At 51.4% G+C, this 17,692-nt stretch carries 10 protein-coding genes; all 10 read left to right on the top strand.

Features of this window, described 5'->3' with window-relative positions:
- Positions 1–22: 22 nt before the first annotated feature.
- Positions 23–2,485: a glycosyl hydrolase gene (locus tag ACL02P_RS08820; protein WP_323076330.1), complete on the top strand. Its 2,463-nt coding sequence runs from the start codon at positions 23–25 to the stop codon at positions 2,483–2,485.
- A gap of 20 nt (positions 2,486–2,505) precedes the next feature.
- Positions 2,506–4,251, top strand: a complete 1,746-nt coding sequence (locus ACL02P_RS08815) for a class I mannose-6-phosphate isomerase (RefSeq protein WP_412837137.1) — start codon at positions 2,506–2,508, stop codon at positions 4,249–4,251.
- Positions 4,252–4,550: 299 nt separating this feature from the next.
- Positions 4,551–6,536, top strand: a complete 1,986-nt coding sequence (locus ACL02P_RS08810) for a hypothetical protein (protein WP_412837136.1) — start codon at positions 4,551–4,553, stop codon at positions 6,534–6,536.
- 169 nt (positions 6,537–6,705) lie between these two features.
- Positions 6,706–7,674 carry an ABC transporter permease gene (locus ACL02P_RS08805; protein WP_397376627.1) on the top strand — a complete coding sequence of 323 codons (969 nt, stop codon included), beginning with the start codon at positions 6,706–6,708 and terminating at the stop codon, positions 7,672–7,674.
- Positions 7,675–7,692: 18 nt separating this feature from the next.
- Positions 7,693–8,583, top strand: a complete 891-nt coding sequence (locus ACL02P_RS08800; RefSeq protein ID WP_412837135.1) for a carbohydrate ABC transporter permease — start codon at positions 7,693–7,695, stop codon at positions 8,581–8,583.
- A gap of 118 nt (positions 8,584–8,701) precedes the next feature.
- Positions 8,702–10,396 (top strand): ABC transporter substrate-binding protein, encoded by a 1,695-nt coding sequence (locus tag ACL02P_RS08795; RefSeq protein WP_412837134.1) that lies wholly within the window; start codon positions 8,702–8,704, stop codon positions 10,394–10,396.
- A 70-nt stretch (positions 10,397–10,466) separates the two neighbouring features.
- The gene (locus tag ACL02P_RS08790; RefSeq protein WP_412837133.1) at positions 10,467–12,389 is read left to right on the top strand and encodes a cache domain-containing sensor histidine kinase; all 1,923 of its coding nucleotides are present in this window, start codon (positions 10,467–10,469) and stop codon (positions 12,387–12,389) included.
- The gene (locus ACL02P_RS08785) at positions 12,361–13,977 is read left to right on the top strand and encodes a response regulator transcription factor (RefSeq protein ID WP_412837132.1); all 1,617 of its coding nucleotides are present in this window, start codon (positions 12,361–12,363) and stop codon (positions 13,975–13,977) included. Before ACL02P_RS08790 ends, ACL02P_RS08785 begins: the two co-directional genes overlap by 29 nt.
- A gap of 199 nt (positions 13,978–14,176) precedes the next feature.
- Positions 14,177–16,456 (top strand): helix-turn-helix domain-containing protein, encoded by a 2,280-nt coding sequence (locus ACL02P_RS08780; RefSeq protein ID WP_260071298.1) that lies wholly within the window; start codon positions 14,177–14,179, stop codon positions 16,454–16,456.
- Positions 16,457–16,723: 267 nt separating this feature from the next.
- The gene (locus ACL02P_RS08775; RefSeq protein ID WP_085278313.1) at positions 16,724–17,686 is read left to right on the top strand and encodes an ABC transporter permease; all 963 of its coding nucleotides are present in this window, start codon (positions 16,724–16,726) and stop codon (positions 17,684–17,686) included.
- The last annotated feature ends 6 nt before the right edge of the window (positions 17,687–17,692 follow it).

Raw genomic sequence — 17,692 nt, 5'->3', positions numbered from 1 at the left:
CCTAAATGAACGGAGTGGCTTTATGAAACTATCGAAAAAATGGAAAGTCTTCCTCATTCATCACTCACACACCGATATTGGCTACACCGAGCGGCAGGATAAAATTATCCATTATCATTGCGATTTTATTAAACAGGCCGTGGATATTCTGAGAGAGATTGATCGCACCGGCAATGAAGCTCGCCAAGGCTTTGTGTGGCAGTGTGAAAACCATTGGCAGGTCAAAAACTTCTATGACCATGCGCCTTCGGACTATATTACGGACTTTGAAAAATATGTGCGGGAAGGACGGATTGGCCTTTCAGGCAACTATTTAAATTTAACCGAGCTGGTTAGTCGAGATATTCTCTACGATTGTACGATTCAAGCGAAGAAGTATGGCGAGCAGATCGGTTATCCCATCCGCAGCGGAATGAGCGCCGATATCAACGGGTTTGCCTGGGGATATGCGGATGTGCTGCAGGAGTGCGGCGTGGAACGCCTGTTTTCCTGTCTGCATCCCCATCACGGAATGTTCCCTCTTTATAAAAAACAGACCCCGTTCTACTGGCAAGGGCCGTCTGGGAAGAAGGTGCTGGTTTGGAACGGAGAGCATTACCACTTTGGAAATGAGCTTTGCTTTTCGCCGCACGCAGCTTCGACTTATATGATTTTCGATGAAATCAGCAAGAAAATGAGAGGCAATCAGCTCTTTACGACCAGCCCCGAGGATACGGAGCAAACGGAGTTAGCCATTCTCGATGAACGGCTGGAGCGCTATCTGCAAAATCTGGAGGCCGAGGGGTATCCAGGCGATTTTGTGCCCTTCATGGTTTCGGGCGCGATCACGGACAATGCCCCGCCAAACGTCAAGATTGCCGAACGGGTTGACTTGCTGAACCGGAAGTACGCCGGAACCTTGGAAGTACGGATGGTTACTCTGGACCAATTTTTCGATCGTCTGGAAGCAGAATGGAAGGACATTCCGGTGTACCAGGGGGATTGGAACGATTGGTGGGCGGATGGCGTGGGCTCCACACCGGCGGTTGTCAAGGTGTATCGGGAGGGGCAACGCAAGTACGATCTCTGCAAAAAGCTGGATCCCGATTCCACTCTGGGGGATGCGGGGTTGATGCAGAAAGCGGCGGAAAATCTGATCCTCTACAGCGAGCACACCTGGGGTTATTCCTCCTCCGTGTCGGAACCTTGGGAAACTCTGGTTGGGGAACTGGAGCACAAAAAATCTGCTTACGCGATCAATGGCAACACTGAGGTAGCGGATAATCTGGACCGGATTTTAGCGAAAAAAGGGGAGGTGGCCATCCGGCAAGACCGGCCGCAGCACTATCGAATTATCAATCCCCACGACATTCCGCTGGAGACGACCGCCAAAATCTATATCGAGTTTTGGGAGTATGTTGATGGGTTGAACTACAGCCTGGATGTTCCCATCGAAGTGTTTGATTTGGCAACAAATGAGGTGATCCCGCATCAGGTGAAGCGTATCGCCCGGGCCTACGAAATCGAAATCCCTCTTAAGGTGCAGCCCAAGGAGGAACGCAACGTCGGGGTTCGTGCGACTGGTCGCTATCCGAATGGCACCTCCCAGAGCCATGCCCATATTGGCGCGGAGGGGGTTGAAGATGTGCTGCAGCCTGGGGTGTTGCGCGAGGATGTGGCCTGCGTGGAGACGGCGTTCTACCGGGTGGAGTTTGATCAAAAGCGGGGGATTACCTCGATCATCGATCGGAAGACCGGAAAAAATCTGGTCCGGCAGGACGCGATCTACGCCCCGTTTAGCGGAATCTACGAGGTGACCGATATCCGCACCTCCCCGACGGAGGAACGCCGGCGAATGGGACGCAACCGTAAATCCCCGGCAACGAGACGGTATGAAGCTCACCTGACCGATATCCAAATTGTTGAGAGCGGGCCGTTGTTTGTCTCGCTGCAGCTCGACTACAGCCTAGAGGGCACGCGGTTCTACAAGGTGTTCCTGAAGCTGTACCGGGAGATTAATAAAATCGAAGCGATGGTGCGCATTCACAAGGATAGCGTGTGGGAGCCGGAAAACCTTTATGTGTCACTGCCATTTACGGCGGGCGACGATGAGGTGAAGTATGTGGACAAAACCGGCTGCATCCTTCGTCCGGGCATTGATCAGCTGCCCGGCAGTAATATGGAATTCTATCTGATCCAAAACGGATTGGTGATGGAAGCTGGCGAACGGCAGGTTCTGGTCGCTGTCAAAGATACGCCTTTGCTGACGTTTGGCCCCCTGGAAGCAAAACCGATCCAGCTATGCGACGGCAACAATTGGGAGCTGAACCGAGGGGAAACCTTTGCCTGGGTCATGAACAACTACTGGGAGACCAACTTCAAGGTTGACTTGGGCGGCTTTTATGAATTTGCTTTTACACTGTCCAGCCAGGAAAAACAGACAACCGAAGCAGCGATGCGCCTTTGCGAGGCTTATAACGAGGGCTTGCTCGCATTCTACATCTAATCGTTGAGGAGCACTTAGATATGAACAACACGAAATACCGCAATTATGACTTGGAGCCGGTATTGGACATCCCGGGCTGGGATGACCATGCTTTTTCGGGATGGGAAGCCATCCGAGAAGAGCTGAGGCGGCAAATGGATCAATGCCGTATATTCGTTTTTGATTGTTATCCAGGCACGGACAAAGAAGAAGTGGCTAGGGAGCTGGCGCTTTTGTCTCCAGCGCGGATGGTGGACTGCGAAACCTGCCTGTTGCCGCAGGAGCAGCTAGAACAGCTCTTTGCCCCCAGCCTTCCGCCGGATCCGGTTTTTGGTGTGATGTTTTACGGCAAGTTGGATTATTGCTTTGACCCCGCCTCTCTGGATGCATTGCGGACAGAAATTGAGCGATCCGATGGGCCAATCTTTCTCTATGGAACCGGCGCGTCGCTCGTCACCAAAGGAGATTTGCTCGTATACCTCGATTTGCCCCGTTGGGAAATCCAGCTGCGCTATCGCCGGGGAATGACGAACTGGCTAGCCGACAATCCCGATGCACCCATTCTGGAAAAATACAAACGCGGCTTCTTTGTCGAATGGCGCATGGCGGACCGGCATAAAGCCAAGTTGCTGGGAAGCTTGGACTATCTGATAGAAACCACCACGCCGGGGCAGCCCAACATGGTTACCGGGAACGCCTTTCGCGCCGCTCTTCAATCGGCGGCTTCGCGACCGTTCCGTCTAAAGCCATATTTTGATCCGGGGGTATGGGGCGGGCAGTGGATGCGGGAGAATTTTGGCCTCCCCGACGGACCGCCGAACTATGCCTGGAGTTTTGACGGGGTACCCGAAGAGAATAGCCTTCAGTTTCGCTTCGGGCAGGTCACCTTGGAGATTCCGGCGATGGACCTGGTGCTGTTCTGCCCCCGTCCTTTGCTGGGTGAGCGAGTACACGCCCGATTCGGGGCGGAATTCCCGATCCGCTTTGATTTGCTGGACACAATGGGGGGCGGGAACTTGTCTCTCCAGGTACATCCGCTGACCGAATACATCCAAGAGACCTTTGGCATGCACTATACCCAAGATGAGAGCTATTATATTTTGGATGCAGCTGAAAACGGAGAGGCTTACGTATATTTGGGACTCAAAGAAAATGTGGACAGCGAACGCATGGCGAGCGATCTGTACCGCGCGAAAAGTGGAGAGGCGCCCTTTCCGGCAGAGGAGTATGTCAACAAAATCCCGGTCAAAAAGCATGATCATTTGCTTATTCCTGCAGGTACGATCCACTGCTCAGGCAAGGACACGATGGTGCTGGAGATTAGCGCGACCCCTTATATTTTTACCTTTAAGCTTTGGGATTGGGGACGTGTAGGCTTGGATGGTCTCCCTCGTCCTACCCATTTGGAGCATGGGTTAAAGAATATCCAATGGGATTGGGACACCGCTTGGGTCAAGGAGAATCTCATTCAACAGGGGAAAGTGCTGGAGGAAAACGAACACTTTAAAGTGGAGCGAACCGGCCTGCATGTGCGGCAATTTATCGAGACCTTCCGTTACACCTTTTCGCAGGAGGTAGAGATCGCCTGCAAGGACAGCGTACAGGTGCTGAACCTAGTTGAAGGAGGGCAAATTACGATCTACAGCAAAACCGATGCTTTTCCTCCTTTCGATGTTCATTATGCCGAAACTGCCATTGTTCCAGCAGCCGTGGGGACATATTCGGTCCGGCCCTCGGGAATTTCGGAAGGGGAGAAGGTCATGATCATCGTTGCATCGGTCCGCTGAGTTCGCTACCATCGAATGATGGCAGATTACGCCGAGCTAGTGCCGGAGCTTAAATCGACATTCCTTACGAGTACTTTGGAGCCGGATGCTTTGGCCATGTTGATTTCGGCAGCAATCTCTATGCCATTGGCAGGCGAACGATCCCGTTCCATGATGAACTGGATCGTTCACTTGTTTTCTTTATGAAAGAGGTCTCCTAATTTCGGAAGAGGTTACGCAATTTCGGAAAATCGCAGGAAGCGCTTCGGAATGTCGTATAATTTCTAAGAATTGACCATTCCGAAGGAGCGACTGTAGACATGAGACCTACACAGGTGAACGTAAGCGGCGGCATTAAATTGAAATCGCTTCCAGAAGGCGGGCGTGTCATCGAAATCTCCCCCGATGGGGGAAGACTCCATTTTGCCGGCCTGCGGTTCAAGAAAGGCCAGTACCTGGTGATGGAGCTGACGGTTCAATCGATCACGGAGTTTCAAATGGTGCTGGGATTCTCCAAGCGTGACCCCGGTTCGGAGCAGGGTGTGCCGGATTTGTATTGCATGACCGGCTTCTTGCCCCAAATTCGGATTCGTACTTATTTTGATCTCGTACATCTAGATGCCCAAAGCATCTATCTGGAACGAACGCCAGGCAAACTGAAGTCGTTCCTGCAGGGAGCCGCCTTGGAGCCGGAGCAAGCCCAGCATTTCGAGATGATTTTTCTGCCCTTCTATACGAATCGTTCCTTGATCTTGCATGATTTGTATCTGGCGGACGAGAAGCCCGATTGCAGCCTAGGAGCAGAAGTGGAACCGATCGTCGATGAGCTGGGACAGCTGAAGATGAAGGACTGGAGCGGCAAAACGGGTTCGGCGGACGAATTGGTTCAATATTTGCGGAAGGAAGCCAAAGCCGGTCCGGCAGCGGATTTTGGACCGGAATATAGTGTGTACGGAGGGTACAAATCTATTTCCTTTGAACCGACGGGATACTTTCGGGTGGTGCAGCATGACGGCAGATCTTGGCTGGTGGACCCGGACGGGTATGCTTTTTACAGCAAAGGGCTGGATGTAGTCGCTCCCGGGGAAACGGGACGGATCGACGGTATCGAGCCTTGTTTCGAGTGGCTCCCGGATGAGGAGGGGCCTTTCCGCCCTGCGTTCGAAACGAGAGGGGGGCGGAAGGGGGAGCGATATTATAGTTATGCCGTCAGCAATTTGATTCGGGCCTTCGGCGAGAATTATGATGAGGCTTGGAGCCAAATGACCCGCTCCCGGCTAATCGATTGGGGATTTAATACGATCGGAAACTGGTCGGATCTGAACTTTGCCCAATGGGCGAAGCTGCCCTATGTAATCCCGCTGGCCGAGTTTCCGATGACAGAAGTGCCCGTGTACCGGGATTTCCCGGATGTGTTCAGCGAGGAATACCGGGAGGCCTCGGAGCGGTATGCCGCGCAGCTGAAACCGTTTAAGGAAGATCGCTGCCTGATCGGATATTTTATGTCCAACGAACCGCATTGGGCGTTTGGGGACCGGGTGAACCTGGCGCGGGAAATGTTTCGCAGCGCGCATGCTTTTGCCAGCAAGGAGGAGCTGATTCATTACCTTGAGCACAAATATCAAGAAGATCCCCAGGCGCTGAGCGAGGCATGGGCGATGGAGCTCGCCGATTTCGGCGGGGTCCGGCAACTTCATTATGATCAATTTACTGATGCGGCCGATGCGGATCTATTGGAATTTTCCCGCAGGATGGCGCATGAGTTTATTCGAGTTCCGGCTGAAGCTTTAAAGCGGGTAGACCCGAATCATTTGAACCTCGGCATCCGGTACGCCTGGATATCGTCGGAGCTGGTGCTGGAAGGGAGCGAATATTTTGATGTCTATACCTATAACTGCTACAAGTTCAGACCGGATGAGGCGGATATCAGGTACATTTATGAACAGACCGGGAAGCCGGTGATGATCGGGGAGTTCCACTTTGGGGCCCCGGACGTCGGGCTGCTAAGCCCCGGCTTGAAGGGCGTCTATACCCAGGCGGATCGCGGCAAAGCCTACCGGTATTACACGGAGTTTGCGGCGAGTCAGAAGCATTTGGTCGGTACGCATTATTTTATTCTGAATGATCAAGCGACGCTTGGCCGATTCGACGGGGAGAACTACCAAATCGGGATCGTGGATGTCTGCCACCGGCCCTATGAAGCTTTTGTGCAGGAAATCAAGGCCACCCATGAGGGATTGCTGGACGTGCTTCTAGGGAAAAGAGAGCCGTACGATGTTCAGCCAAAAGAGCTGATTATTAAGTAAGCATTGAAAACCCGTACTTTTCGGTACGGGTTTTCATTTTTAGCCGAAAAACGAATACACCGAGACGAAATCTGGAGCATATCCCTACGATCCGATCCCAAGTACAATAGATACAGATAGGTGAAAGTGCTTACATTAATAGACTAGAACAGCTTGGAGGTCAGAGGGGATGGATATGCAGCCGTCGACGCAACCCGCAGCCATGCAAGAGATAGAAACGCCGCCCTCGTCAAGGCGGAAATGGCTGAAGAAACTTTACTCGCAAAGACATATTCAAATTATGGCTTTGCTCGGCATCGCTTGGATGATCATCTTCAACTATATTCCAATGTACGGTGTCATTATCGCTTTCAAGGACTACGACATTATTCGAACGATTGCAGAAGCTCCATGGGTCGGTTTGGAACATTTCAAAGAGTTTCTGTCCGATGAAAATTTCGGCTATGTGATCAAAAATACGCTGGGGATCAGTTTCCTGAAGCTGCTCACTTTTCCGTTGCCGATTATCTTCGCCTTGTTCCTGAACGAAGTTCGCTCGCTCCGGTACAAGAAAGCGATCCAAACGATCTCCTACCTGCCTCACTTCCTGTCTTGGGTTGTGCTCGGCGGGATCCTGGCAACCTGGTTGTCGGATGTAGGGATTATTAACGAGATCTTTATGGCTTTGCATATTATCGATAAGCCGATCTCCTACTTGGCGGAGCCGAAGTACTTCTGGACGATCGTCATCACCTCGGATGTCTGGAAGGAGCTGGGATGGTCAGCAATTATCTATTTGGCGGCCATTACGAGCATTTCGCCCGAGATGTACGAAGCGGCAACCATTGACGGAGCTGGGCGTTTTCAGCAAATGTGGTATGTGACGCTTCCAGCTATCAAAGCGACCATCAGTATTTTGTTCATCCTGGCTGTCAGCGGTGTGCTGAACTCCAACTTTGATCAAATCCTGGTGTTGCGTAACTCACTGAACGATAGTGCAAGTAATGTAATCGATTATTATGTCTATTACACGGGGATATCCTCTGGCCGTTATTCGTACTCAACAGCAATCAATTTGTTCAAATCTGTGATTGCACTTGCCCTGCTGCTGATTGCGAACCAAGTAACCAAAAAACTCAACGACACTTCGTTGTTTTAGGCCAAGGGGGACCTGCTTATGTTTTCATTACGCCGCAGAACCAAAGGCGATGTCGTTTTCGATACAGTTAACAATTTGGTCATGCTCGTCGTATGTTTTGTCACGCTATATCCGATTTGGTACGTGTTGGTGAACGCTTTTAACGACGGGAAGGACGCGATGCTTGGCGGCATTTATTGGTGGCCGCGGAAGTTCAGCTTTGAGAACTTCGAAGCGGTCTTTGATAATCCCGGCATCATGACGGCGATGGGACTCACGGTTGCCAAGACCGTCATTGGGGTTATAGCACACGTCTTCTTTACTGCGATGGTCGCGTACGCTTTCTCTCGCAGAGACCTGATTGCAGGAAAGTTCTATATCTTGATGGGAACGATCACGATGATCTTCTCCGGAGGGCTGATTCCAACCTTCCTCCTCATTCGCGATTTGCATATGCTCGATAAATTTATCGTTTATATTATTCCCGTGTTGTTCAGTTTCTTCGATCTGATTATCTTCATGACCTTCTTCCGGGACATTCCCGATGGTCTGGAGGAAGCAGCCCGAATCGATGGAGCAAGCGATTGGACCGTCTTCCTGCGGGTCGTGCTGCCGGTATCGCTGCCTGTTCTCGCCACCATCGCCTTGTTCCACGGGGTGTATCAGTGGAATGACTATTTTACGGGGATCATCTATGTCAACAACGAGAACCTGCAGCCGATTCAGACGTTCCTGTACCGGGTTGTGGCCCAGTCCAGCTCCAATATCATGACGACAGCGGTGCAGGGCAGTGCGATAACCAAAACGGTCACTTCCCAATCGATCAAGTTGGCGACAATGGTCGTGACAACCTTGCCAATCGTATTTGCCTATCCGTTCCTGCAACGCTACTTCGTTAAAGGGATGATGATTGGTTCGATCAAAGGTTAAGAGACCGTCTTTGGCGAATTCGCCATCTCACAGTTGGTAACTCCTCCGAGCCGCATTACGGCGGCTCTGGAGTTGCACATAAATGGAATCACATCAAATGAGAAAAGGGGTAAAAAGCATGGGCATGAAAAGAAAGTCCAAAAAAGTGATGATGCTGCTGATGGCGGCCATCATGGTCCTGTCCCTGGCTGCTTGCGGAGGCAACAGCAATAACAGCAAAGAAAGCGCTAACAACGCTGCTACTAACAGCAACAATACCAGCACGCAGGACACCACCGATCCGGCTGCAACACCATCGGCAGACGAACCGGGATGGAAATCCGATACGTCCCCCATCACCTTCGATTGGTACCTGAACTTTGCTTGGTTCCCGAATAAATGGGGCGTTGATCCAACCTCCCAATACGTCACGAAGAAAACCGGGGTTAACATCAACTTCATCGTCCCTGCCGGGAATGAGAACGAGAAGCTGAACACGCTGATCGCTTCCGGCAAGCTGCCTGATTTCATTACGCTGGGCTGGTGGGAAGACGGCGTGAAGAAAATGATTGAGGGCGGACTTGTGGAGCCACTGAACAAATTGGCCGAACAATATGACCCGTACTTCTTCAAGGTGGCCGACCCGGACAAACTGGGCTGGTACACGCAACCAGACGGGAATGTATACGGTTATCCGAACTCTTCCTCCTCTCCGAAAGACTATGAGAAATACGGCGACAAATATGTATCGAACCAAACGTTCGTCGTGCGGAAGGATATCTATGAAGCGATTGGCAGCCCGGACATGCGGACTCCGGAAGGCTTCATCGCCGCTCTGAAAGCGGCTCAAGAGAAATTCCCTGAAGTGAATGGCCAGCCGCTGATTCCGCTTGGCTTGCATGAGTTCACGGCTTCCGGCAACGACTCCCTGGAAGGATATTTGCAGAACTTCCTGGCGATTCCGAGAGAGAAAGACGGCAAGCTGTACAACCGCGAAACGGATCCGGAATATATTACTTGGTTGAAAACGCTGCGCAAAGCCAACGAAGAAGGCTTGTTGGCGAAGGACATCTTCATCGACAAACGCGCTCAAATGGAAGAAAAAATTGCGCAAGGCCGTTACTTCGCCATGCTGTATCAACGCACCGACTTTGCAGCTCAACAAGGTACCTTGTATCAACAAGATCCAAACAAAATTTACATCGCTGTGGACGGTCCGGCTAACTCCAAACTGGATCCGCCTACGTTAAATGGTCCTTCAATTTCCGGCTGGACAGTCACCCTGATCTCTAAGGATGTGAAGGATAAAGCTCGCGCGATCAAGTTCCTGACGTACCTGATGAGTGAGGAAGGACAGAAAGACCTGTATCTGGGTGAAAAAGGCGTAAGCTACGATACCATTGACGGGAAAGATCAATTCAAACCGGAAGTCCTCGATCTCATGAACAAGGATCGTTCCGCTTTCGATAAGCAATATGGCTCCTCCTTCACGTTCTGGATGATGCAAGATACGAACATTATCCAACAATGGCAGCCTGAATCGGTAGAACCGTACAAACAATTGGAAGACTGGACTCGCGGTAAAACGATAAGCGTATCCGAGTTCGACCTGCTTGATCCGCTGGCAAACTCGGAAGAAGGCATCATCCTCAGCAAAATCAAGGATCTTCGCGGCAAAACATTGCCGAAGCTGTTGATGGCATCGTCCGAGGCTGAATTCGATAAGATCTGGGCGGATTACATCAAAAAGCAAGAAGATCTGGGGCTTGCCAAAGTCCAAGCGTTCCAGCAAACTAAGTATGAAGAGAACAAGAAAAAACTTGGCATGCAATAATCGTTAATGCCCCAAAAATGCCCGCATTTCGCGGGCTTTTGGGCTTTTATTCAAAGGAGTCGCTCGGCATATGGGAAGAAGCAAACCTTGGACAGCATGGTGGGAGTCATTTAAGTATTGGTTTGGGCGCCGCTCACTTCAGAGCCGCCTGCTCGCTTCGTATATCTTTATCATCTTGGGACCCAGCGCGCTGGTGTCCTATTATTCCTATGGATTGATCAACAATATGTATATCCGGGATGCCGAGGACAAGAACAACTCGTTGCTGGAGATGGAAATCCAGCATATCGAGACGCAGATTGAATCGATGGTACGGGCGGTGCAGGTCGCCTATGATGATATCGAAGTTCGAGATTATCTAGCGAATACCACCGAGCCCGGCACCGAGGAACTGGTGAATTTCAGTAACCACAGCTTTAAAAGCCTAACACGCATTCAATATTACAACCCGAATGTGGAGCATTTGCGCCTGTTCTCAAGCAGCAACGTAACCGAAATTTGGCCGATCTTTTTCCGGGAGAACCGGGTAGCGGATGAGCCGTGGTATCAAGAAGCGAAGGAATTAAAGGGCATGGAGTCTTGGTCGTTTTTGCACAATGATCCAGACATCATGGAACGGTACCAAGGGCAGACCCCCGCCCCAACGCCCAAAGTGTCGCTGCTGCGGGAAATGAGCATTCCGGCAAATCATCATGTCGGAATGGTGCAGGTGGATATGCTGCTCGAAAAGTTCAGTCCAAGAACTTACGCGGCGGCTCCGAACAGTGAATCGCAAATGGTGCTGATGGACAACAAAGCTCAAATATTTACCCGCGCTCAGAGCTCCTATCTCCAAGCGAATCCGGGGTTGGAGCAGGCGATCCGGGAACGCCTGATGCGCTTTAAGGAGACCGGGGTTTGGGATATTCATTATAAGGAGAACGGAAAATCATTTCTGCTGCTGCACAAGCCCATCGAGCGAATCAACGCGGATTTGGTGAATGTCGTCTCGATGGACGGCGTGTTTAAAGAAATTTCACATATGCGAAATATTTTGATTGGCGCCAATATCGGATTTATTACGTTGGTAACGGTCATTGCTTATATCCTCAATGCGTTTATCCTGAAGAATCTCCGCGTGCTGACCGAAGAGATGAAGAAAGTCCGGCGCGGTGAGGCCTACAGCGGCATCACGATCCGCGGCGGCGGCGAGGTTGGGGAGTTGGCGCATCATTTTTCCAAGCTGATGAACACCATTAATACGCTGGTGGCTCAAGCCGTATACAAAGAAGCGCTCACGAAAGAAGCGGAGCTGCGTACGCTTCACAATCAGATTGATGCCCATTTTTTGTATAATACGTTAGAGAACATTAAAATGCTGGCCGAGATCGAAAATCAAAGACAAATCTCGGATGCGCTGACTTCTCTCGGAGGCATGATGCGGTACAATTTCAAATGGTCCGGGGAGTACGTCAAGCTGCGGGATGAGCTTCGCCACATCGAAAATTATATCGATGTGATGAATATCCGGTTTGATGAACCGATCGAGCTGCGGCTGGATATTCCGAGTGATCTCCTGGATATGGAGATGCTTAAAATGTCGCTTCAACCAATCGTCGAAAATGCGGTGAAGCACGCTTGGGAAGGGGATGAGACGAGGCCGCGGAACATCTCGATTCAGGTGCAGCAATTGCCGCAAAGTGACATTCGAATTGTCGTCAAGGATAACGGAAGAGGGGTCGACGAGAATTCGCTGGCCGAATTGAACCTGGAACTGGATAAGGTCGGCCTTACGGATAAAGCTCCGGGGAATTTAGCGCCGAAGCCGCCAAATCAATACGGAATTGGCCTTCGCAATGTTCAGGAGCGCATTCGCTTATATTATGGTAAACAATACGGCCTCAAGGTTTTCAGCGATCAAGGACAGTACACAGAGGTAGTGATGATAATGCCGAAGGTGCTGTTAACAGGGAGGGTTGGCACAGATGAGATTCAAACTATTGATCGTGGATGACGAGAAGAATATCCGTATTGGGCTAAAAACGATGATTGAACGGGAGTTCCCGGAACAATTCGAGATCTCGATGGCAGCTCAGGGGGCAGAAGCCCTTGAGCTGTATCAGGCCCAAGGCGCTGATGTGATCATTACAGATATCCGCATGCCCGTCATGGATGGCATTGCACTCATCGAACAAGTATCGGAAGGACCGCAGCCCGCCATTCAAAACGGTCGACCACAGATTCTGATTCTGAGTGGATACGAAGATTTTCGGTACGCCAAAGCTGCGATCCGGTATCAGGCGGTGGATTATTTGCTCAAGCCGATTCGCCGGGATGAGCTGTTTGCCGCGCTGCGCAAGTGCGAGGAGAACATCGCGAAGCGTTCGCAAATGGCTGAGCAGTTAGCCGTGACGGAAAGCTATCGACTGCAGGTTCAATCGGTACGCTTGCAGGAGCTCTTGCTGCAAACGGATTTGAGCGAAGAGGATATTGGCATTTGGAGTTCCGAAATCGGTTTCGACCAGTATGCTTTACCATTCTCGGTTGCGGCCCTGACTTACAAAAATTTAGATGGCAGTCGCATGAAGAAAGAAGATCTAAAGTCGCTTGCCGAGCATATGTTTGAAAGCGTGGATGGGATTCTCAGCGCTACCTTGCTGGATCGCGATGGGCGAATGATTCTGGTTGGCGGCCCTAGAAGCAAGTTTGAGGATTTGTCCCTATTGGCGGCAGAACGGGAACTTGACGGGATGTTGATCGGTGTCAGCCAGGAGGGGAGCCGGCTCACGGATCTGCCGTTGTGCTACCACCAGGCGTGCGAATCGCTGAAATACACCTTTATTTATCCGAAGACTCGATTGATCTGGTATGAGGACTTGCAGATGAAGCGGTTGTCTTATCCCGTGCCGAGGGAGGCCATCCGTAAGCTGGGCAATATCCTGGGCACGAACCGGGAGAAGGAGATAGGAGCGCTCCTCCATGAGATTTTTCGGGTTGACCAGTTGCCTGAGATCGATATGTCATACCTGGAAGCGGTCAGCCGGCATATGAATGAGGAGGTGCTGGACGAAGTGTTCCGCGTGTACGGCGAAGCCTCCGTCGACGTGCTGAAGCTGTATCGCAAAGTGGGAGACATGTCGAACTTCTGCCATTTTCACGACTACTTCCGGTCGCTGGAGCAGCTGTTGTCAGACCTCGACGAATACATTAAGGAGATCCGATCCGCTCATAGTGAGCACGGAGATATGAAAGAAGCGGTGGCGTATATCGAGAGCCATTACGACCGGCAACTGAACATGGCGATCGTCAGCAACCATGTATCCCTGAATTACTCCTATTTCAGCGAGGCGTTTAAGGCGTATACTGGCGAAAGCTTTGTGACCTACTTGAAAAAAGTAAGAATCCGCAAAGCGAAGGAACTGCTCGGAAAGGGTTGGCTGAAGCTGTCGGAAATCAGCAATGCCGTCGGGTTCGAGAACACCCGTCATTTCTCCCGCGTCTTCAAAGAACTGGAGGGCGTGTCTCCGCAGGAGTATCGAGACAAGTTAGTGGCCGGCAACGCCCGGTTCGCAGGAGCCGACCTCCCCACGGACGGCGAGTGAAAATCCGATTCATCAGGCTCGTACCTATAGGGTGCGGGCTTTTAATTTTTTGGAGAATGATTAGATTTTAGATGATAGAAATAGACCCTAAGAGCACCGATGTTGTATAATTTATCCAAGTGTGCGATGAAAGCGCTTTATTTCCTTGGCCCAGAAGTCTGCTGCGGAAAAGACCATTTCGGAGGGGATGAAGGGGAAGATGAAACGGATTCCGATGATGCTTCAGTTGGGAATCATCCTGTTCTGCGTCATGGCGGTTCCTGCGATCATTCTGACGTTGTACAGCGGTACGCAGATTTTGCGGTACTCAGAAAAGGCGATTGCAGAATCTTCCCTGGCGGGGCTGGATGCGAACCGAAGGCTCAATGAAACGGCCTTAAATAATCTGGCGCAAGATACGGTCCGTCTGACTGCGAACCGGGTATTTGACCGCATTCGTTCGTTCGAAACTTATGCTCAGCTGCAGGAGAACTATCAACATGTCAGCCAAGCCCTGGTCGTGCTCCGGGAACTGGTGAATTTGAATCATCGGGTGAACGGGGTGTATTCCTCTTATTTCTACCTGAGTGACGCGAATTATGTGATCTCAACCGACAAGGGCATCACAACACTGGACCGCTATGAATCGATAGACTGGCTGGATGAAGCGTTGGCCGGGCGCCGAGGGATTAGCGGCGTATGGTTCCCGCGCAAGCTGGCCACTGGGGAGACCGTTGTATCTTATGTCTTGCCGCTCAGCCGCTTGTCCACGACAACCCGCGGCACCATCGTAGTCAACTTGCGGGAAAGCCAGATTGGGACGTATTTACAGTCCACTGAACCTGGGGAGCAAGGTTATATGCTGCTGGACGCGGACGGGACGATCCTATCGCATAACGATAAGTCACTGCTGCTTACCGATGGGCGCAATCAACCTTATATTCAGAAGATTCTGGAGAGCAAAGCGGAGGAAGGGTATGCCTTCCATGAGCTGGACGGGGAGCGGCTGTTATATACGTGGTCCCATTCCAAGCTGTTTGACTGGTGGAATGTTAACGTCTATTCCATGGACGCGCTGATGACCAAAACGAATAAGCTGCAGCACAATATCGTTTGGCTGACGGCTGTCGTTATATTTGCCGGCTCAGTGCTGACGGTGTTTCTCGCGACTTGGCTGTCCAAGCCGCTGCGCGAATTGGTGAGGACCGTAAGATCCCGCGGCAGCCGGGGGGTATCGGACAAAAATGAACTGGCCTTCCTCAACTCGGTTTTCAACCGGATGCAAGAGGAAGAGGAGCAGCTCTATAAGCTTCTGCGGGAACGGGAGCAGGATGCCCGCAGTCTGGCGGTTCACCGTTTGCTGCGAGGGGAAGAGGTGCAACACGTCGAAGAGATGTTTCCCGAAGCTTATTACCTGGTGGCCGTTCTCTCGATTGACCGGTACCGAAGCTATGTGGACGCGACGAACCCGGAAACCCGCAGCTATCACCGGTATCTGATCGTCACCCATAGCGAAACTGTGTTTCCACCAGGGATATCGGCGCGGTGTGTTTATCAAGGCGAGGGATGCTTCGCCGTGGTGGTCAATTTCGGAGAAGGAGAAGCGGATGGCGGATACGAAGGGATGAAGGAAGCGCTGGGGACGCTTAGCCAGTATGCAGGCAATTTGCTGGGTCATTCCGTGACCGTAGGCGTTAGCAGCCGGACGGAGAGCTGCTCCGAGCTTCAGGATCGGGCAGCGGAGGCGATGGAAGTCATCAAGCAGCGTATGGTGAGCGGTGGCGGCGGGATCTCCTTCTGGAGCGAGGAGGATGAATGTGGGCGCGGCAAGCATTATCTTTATCCCGCGGATAGCGAGAGGCGGATTCTCAATTACTTGGCTGCGGGTGAGCTTGAGCGCCTGATGGAGGAATTAACGGTGATTCGTCAGGAAATTCAATCGTCCCCGTCGATTTCCTACGACAACATCATGTTTATATATCATCAGTTGGTTGGGGTTACGATTAAGCAGCTCCGGGAAAATCAAATCAATCCGACGCGGATTTTTGCCGGGCGGGGCAACATCTATTCCTCCATCGCGTCCATGGACACTTTGGATGAGTTGGATGCGTATATGCGCGAGTTCTACCGCGATATTCTCCAGTACCTGGCCCGCAAGCCAGAGAGCGATGCGGGGTATGGGGAACGCATTCTTCGTTACTTGGATTCGCATTATTGCGAAGAAATCGTCTTTGAGGAGATGGCCAAAGAGATTGGCATCAGTTATTCCTATATGCGCAAGATCGTTTACGAGATGACGGGGACCAGCTTGATCGATTACATTAACCTGCGGCGCATCGAGAAAGCGAAGGAGCTGCTGTTGGAGTCCGGGATGACGGTGAAGCAGATTGCGGCGGAAGTGGGTTACGGGAACGTCCAGAGCTTTAACCGGTTTTTCCGGAAATATGAAGGGATGCCGCCGAGCGGTTACAAGGCAAGCAAGCTGCGGAGCTCGGGATAGATACGGTGGAGCTGTATTGCTTCGGAGAGAGCCGAGGCATATAGCTCCATTTTTGCTACAACCTATCAAATTTGATCTTTTTGCTGCAGGAAACAAGCGATTTGCAGGCTTTAGAATCAAAAATGAAGCTTAGTATCAAAACTCATGATTTACGGCGGCCGGGCGGGGCGGTATGATTTGACACAAACTCACCATCGCTAAACCGCAAGATGAGATGGAACCGAGTCCGAAACGAGCCAGGCCAGAATGTACGAGGAGGTGAATGTTATGAAATTTGTAAGCGCTTCAAATGTGAAGTCCAAGCCAAAGCTGGACCCTTCGTTAGGTCGGGGGGCCGCATTTTATCTTCGGCGGGACTGGGAGCTTTATGTGCTGCTACTGATTCCGTTGTCCTTTGTATTGCTGTTCAAATACGCACCGATGTCCGGGCTTGTGCTTGCCTTTAAAGACTATAAAATCGCCCGGGGGTTCTGGGGCAGCGAATGGGTGGGCTTTGAAGTGTTTGCCGAGATCTTCGGAAAACACGACTTCGGTCGCGCCGTCCGTAATACGTTATTGCTGAATACGCTGGACCTGGTTTTTAGCTTCACGATTCCCGTGCTTCTTGCCATCCTGCTCAATGAAATTAAGAACGTGAAGTTCAAACGGATTAATCAGACGCTGCTCTATCTGCCGCACTTCCTGTCTTGGATCATTATCGGTGCCATCGCATATCAACTGCTCAGCGAAAGTAACGGCGTCATCAATAATCTGATTGCGATGATGGGCGGTACGCGGATTCCCTTCCTGCAAGAAGATTACAACTGGTTAGTCAGTTATCTGGCCATTGGCGTGTGGCAAAGCATGGGCTGGGGAACGATCATCTATCTGGCCTCCATGAGCGGCATCAACCCCGAGCTGTATGAGGCAGCTACCGTGGACGGCGCCGGAAGGTGGCGGAAAGTATGGAATGTAACGCTGCCTTCGATTCGCCCAACGATCGTGACGCTGCTCATTATGAATTTGGGGCGGGTCATGGAAGGATCTTTTGAACGGATCTTTGCCTTGCAAAATAAAGCGACCACGGAATTCACGACGACGATTCCGGTTCTGGTGTACCGCTGGGGGATTGAGAGCGGGAACTTCAGCCGCGCCACCGCGCTGGGGCTGTTCCAGTCCGTCATTGGACTCGCGCTCGTGCTGATGGCCGATCGGGTCGCCAAGAAGCTTGGCGAAGACGGGTTGCTCTAAGAAAGG

The organism is Paenibacillus sp. MB22_1 (assembly GCF_047200555.1).
Taxonomy (GTDB): domain Bacteria; phylum Bacillota; class Bacilli; order Paenibacillales; family Paenibacillaceae; genus Fontibacillus; species Fontibacillus phoenicis.
This window is presented reverse-complemented; position numbering and strand designations above follow the sequence as displayed.

Bases quoted from the DNA above. Each gene is read 5' to 3' on its own strand.
- ACL02P_RS08800 (WP_412837135.1), top strand. From the start codon at position 7,693: ATGTTTTCATTACGCCGCAGAACCAAAGGCGATGTCGTTTTCGATACA.
- ACL02P_RS08775 (WP_085278313.1), top strand. From the start codon at position 16,724: ATGAAATTTGTAAGCGCTTCAAATGTGAAGTCCAAGCCAAAGCTGGAC.
- ACL02P_RS08790 (WP_412837133.1), top strand. From the start codon at position 10,467: ATGGGAAGAAGCAAACCTTGGACAGCATGGTGGGAGTCATTTAAGTAT.
- ACL02P_RS08810 (WP_412837136.1), top strand. From the start codon at position 4,551: ATGAGACCTACACAGGTGAACGTAAGCGGCGGCATTAAATTGAAATCG.
- ACL02P_RS08780 (WP_260071298.1), top strand. From the start codon at position 14,177: ATGAAACGGATTCCGATGATGCTTCAGTTGGGAATCATCCTGTTCTGC.
- ACL02P_RS08805 (WP_397376627.1), top strand. From the start codon at position 6,706: ATGGATATGCAGCCGTCGACGCAACCCGCAGCCATGCAAGAGATAGAA.
- ACL02P_RS08795 (WP_412837134.1), top strand. From the start codon at position 8,702: ATGGGCATGAAAAGAAAGTCCAAAAAAGTGATGATGCTGCTGATGGCG.
- ACL02P_RS08815 (WP_412837137.1), top strand. From the start codon at position 2,506: ATGAACAACACGAAATACCGCAATTATGACTTGGAGCCGGTATTGGAC.
- ACL02P_RS08820 (WP_323076330.1), top strand. From the start codon at position 23: ATGAAACTATCGAAAAAATGGAAAGTCTTCCTCATTCATCACTCACAC.
- ACL02P_RS08785 (WP_412837132.1), top strand. From the start codon at position 12,361: ATGAGATTCAAACTATTGATCGTGGATGACGAGAAGAATATCCGTATT.